Genomic DNA, 4235 nt, shown 5'->3' with positions numbered 1-4235 from the left:
AAAGTTCTCATTAAAAAACTCACAAATTGACTTACTGCTTCCACTTTACGAAACAGAAAATAATTTATTGTTCACCCAAACAAGCTTGCACCGTAAAGAAGGACGTATCGAAACCAACCTTGGATTAGGGACTCGTTGGTATGGTGAAAACCAGATGATCGGTGGAAATAGTTTTTTTGACTATGATATCTCTCGTAAACACTCCCGTTTAGGGTTAGGTGTCGAGTACCGCCGTGACTTTTTAAAACTTTCCGCTAACAGCTACCACCGATTAAGTGGCTGGCGTAATTCCCGCGATTTAGCCGATTATTCCACTCGCCCTGCTAATGGTTGGGATCTTCGAGCTGAAGGCTGGCTACCCATTTATCCACATATTGGGGGTAAACTGACATATGAACAGTTTTATGGAGAAGAAGCCGCTCTATTTGGTACTAAAAATCGCCAAAATAACCCTTATTCAATTACAGCTGGCATTAATTATACCCCAATTCCATTGATCACATTGAATGGAGAACATCGTCAAGGTAAGGCGAGTAAGCAAGATTCGCGTATTGGTTTAAAGCTGAGCTACCAATTTGGAAAATCGTTCAAACAACACTTAGATCCTGATGCAGTCGGAGAATTCCGCTCGTTAATGGGCAATCGTTATGACTTTGTCAGTCGCAACAACCATATCTTGTTAGATTACAAAAAAAACGACACTATTTATCTCAACATGAACGCATCCATAACAGGTATTTCAGGGGAAAAAATCCCCCTGAAATATACCATTAATAGTCAATATGGTTTTAACCGCATCAATTGGCATGCCGATAACCTCGTTGCTGCTGGCGGTCAAGTTATTGATGAAAAAAATGGTGCGTATAGCATTATTCTCCCGACCTATAAATCCGGAGGAAAAGTACAAAACCGCTATACCATAAACGCTGTTGCGGTTGATTCGAAAGGTAATATTTCTCCAAATGCTATATTACAAGTACAAGTTACACAACCTACTATTTTTTCTGCTAATAACCCTCTTACACCTACAATCAATTTAGTTACGAACGGTACACCAGCTTTTACAGGCATAAAAGATTACAAACCAGCGAGCAAGCTGTTAAAAAGGGCAGACCCATATATACATAACAACCACCACAAGATTTGAAGAAACACACTCTTTTCATTTTTACCCTAGAAAATTGTAATACCGATATAGTGCTCATAAATTATTAGTGATTTTTAGATATACCTATAAGTCATAATATGAGTTTAGTCACATCTATATAATGGTTTTCAAATCAAAAAATGTAATGAAAAATCCTTTACTACTAAAGTAGCATACTGCTTAGTAACAATTTGACTTAAAAGGACTGATGGTCATTTTTAATGCCAATCATCATAAAAATCACTCAATTATCTTTTTCATTTTGAGTGCTAAAATAACTATCACGCTAGAAACAAAAAAATACAACTCATGAATAAGGATATTATGACTTTCATCGTAACACTATTACTTGGCATATTTGAAAGAACAACAAAAAATCGATCAAATAATGATCCTCCTAGTTTGACTCATTAGTGGAATAAACTTATAGCATGAAAGAAACAAACCAAATTAAGGGTAATTAAATATAAAAACCCAATATTGTTAATATTTTATTTCCTGTTTTTTTTGGCATCAAATATCGAAATATGGCAAATTTCCAACACATCATATTGATCAAAAACAATACATTAAAATTTACATTTGTTCTAACATTACGTAAATTCAAATTCAAATCATTGAAAATGATAACTTAATTTTAAGATTAAATATTTAAGAAAAATAATAATAGGTATGTGGATATTTAAAACGTCATTTTGAGACTAATTGAAAACAATTATAAGTATAGTATATCATTCAGTGAGTGGCACTTGATGGTCACTATATATTTAACCAAAAATGAAAAAACACAGATTATATTAAATGTCATTTATAGAATCTGAGAACCCACATTGATTGTTATCTCAACAATATAATTTAATAGAGAATATTTATGAATAGAAAATTTCCTGTAGCTTATGCCGTTGGACAAAAAATAAAATCATTAAGAAAATCTCAAGGTTATACTGTATTCCAGTTAGCAAGAGAGTGTAATATCAGCGAACAACAGCTATTTCGTTATGAACGTGGTGTTAATCGAATTGATATAGATTGCTTAGCAAGAGTAACAAAAATATTAGATGTTAATATCAGTGATATATTTTGTGATATATTCCAAGACAATCAAGATATTAAATATGAAAATAAAAACCAAGAATCCGTTGAGTCTTACGCATAGATCGCGTAATTATCATTCAATATTTACACCAACGATTTCTTGATTTGAGAAAGTTACTCTATATATGATGCATCCGTATAAAAAGTAAAAGCCTATTCAAAGGCTTTTACTTTTTATTTCATTTCAAATTCTGCCATGACAATATAGACGCTGTTAGACCTCTATTTGCGATTTTCCTTCACAAGCACTACCCTATACACTGTTTTACTCATCCATCTGCGAAAAACCATGTCACAACCAACCACATTCATGCAACGGCTCGGATTTGATTCTGACCGTTTACGTTTTGCTATGATTACTGCCTGCGCATCGATTTTAGCGCTATTTATTGCTGAATATGCCGGACTTGCTCATCCTCAATGGGCCGCAATGACCGTTTGGGCATCCGCACAACCATGGCGAGAAAACCTATTAGAAAAAAGTTGGTGGCGTTTTGCCGGCACCGTGAGTGGTGTACTGGCTGGCGTGATGCTTATTCAACTTCATCAGATCAGCCCTTTATTGTTTGTGATCAGTTTAGCTGGATGGCTAGGTGCATGCAGTGGAATCGGTCAATTACAAAAAGGCTTTGTGGCCTATGGGACATTCTTGGCTGGATATTCCGCGGTTATGGTGAGCATGCTCAGTGTCCACGCGACTAACAATCTTTTCTTTGTTGCTTGGGATCGATTTTGGACCATATTAGTCGGGGTGTTATGCGCTATTGTGTTTAATTTTCTGTTTACACCTAAACGCGAACAAACCGCAATCATCGCTTTAAAACAGAAAATTGATACTCAGTTTTACACTATTTTGCATCGTTCGTTATACAAAAAAGAACCTATTGCTAAGCACGAAATTGACACACTTTGGCAGCAAATGACGACCTATGATGAACAGCTTGAGGCAAACCGTATTGGCTGGCGTTATCACCGTAAACAAGTCGCAAAAGCACGCCAGCAATTATTTTTCCAAAGTCAAATTCTGCTGCAATTAGAACATGTTAAAAATATCGCGGCTTTCCCTTTCCCCAAAATACAACCCACTGAACAACAATGGAAACATATCCTTTCCGTGTGTCCTAATGGCGTATTAAAGAATCTCCTGATCCCTCTGTTTTATGTCTCAAAAGGGGTGTCTATCAAAGCACATTACCGCGTCGATAAATTGAAATTACACCATGACCGAATTTCGGCTTGGCAAGCCTTCGCCCGTGCTTTTGTCACCATTGCCACCGTTGGTTTTTTGTGGCTAGTGACCCAATGGCAAGCACTTGCCTATCTGACATTAGGGTTATCAGTCATGATAGCGTTGTTTGCTTCTCTCGATTATCCCGCTAAGTTCATGAAAAATATATTTACAGGACAGTCTCTTGGCGCAATTGCTGCCTTAATTTGTACGTGGTGTTTATGGCCATTTGCATCATCTTCATGGCAAATGAGCATCTTTATTGTCCCCGTGATCATTAGTGGTATTTTTGTTTTTGCCCACAGTAAACTGATTTTAATCGCCTTTGATTACATCATGGTCTCTTTGATCTTACTGCAACCGAGTTATCCTTTTACCTTGAGTTTTCCTGAAAGCCTCGGTAATGCCATCGCTATTGTTTGTGGACCACTAGTCGCAATGGGCGCTTTTTATTGGATTTACCCAACCAACCCCAAAAAACGTTACCAAAACCTAATTTTACTTAGTGAACAACAATTTAAACTTGGACTTAATAAAATTATTACCGGACAGAAACCCTCTACATCTCAAATGAGCCATCGCCTATTTAGTGGGTTAATATTAGCTCGAAAAAATGACACTTCATTTGATAAAACCCTACAATTCTTCGCTATCCGACATGGAATTTGGCTCAATTTGATGCAAGTTTATAAACAATTTTCTGCTTGTGAATCGCATAAACGAGCCCTAAAAGGACTCGTGTTACATTTACAACGTCCACACCCT

General features: G+C 36.5%; 3 protein-coding genes. All 3 read left to right on the top strand.

The genetic code is table 11. The features are described from left to right. Positions 1-1147 (top strand): inverse autotransporter beta domain-containing protein (locus PSF16_RS16785; protein WP_272689741.1); only part of this gene is annotated, 1147 nt, incomplete at its 5' end. Positions 1148-2018: 871 nt separating this feature from the next. Next, the gene (locus PSF16_RS16780; protein ID WP_006659732.1) at positions 2019-2303 is read left to right on the top strand and encodes a helix-turn-helix domain-containing protein; all 285 of its coding nucleotides are present in this window, start codon (positions 2019-2021) and stop codon (positions 2301-2303) included. Positions 2304-2531: 228 nt separating this feature from the next. Beyond that, positions 2532-4235 (top strand): FUSC family protein (locus tag PSF16_RS16775; protein ID WP_272689740.1); only part of this gene is annotated, 1704 nt, incomplete at its 3' end.

This window comes from Providencia sp. PROV033, from assembly GCF_028484855.1.
Taxonomy (GTDB): domain Bacteria; phylum Pseudomonadota; class Gammaproteobacteria; order Enterobacterales; family Enterobacteriaceae; genus Providencia; species Providencia alcalifaciens.
Note: the sequence above shows the minus strand (reverse complement) of the source record. Positions and strands in the feature narration are given on the sequence as shown.

Coding starts and splice junctions, on each gene's coding strand:
- PSF16_RS16780 (WP_006659732.1), top strand. CDS start 2,019: ATGAATAGAAAATTTCCTGTAGCTTATGCCGTTGGACAAAAAATAAAA.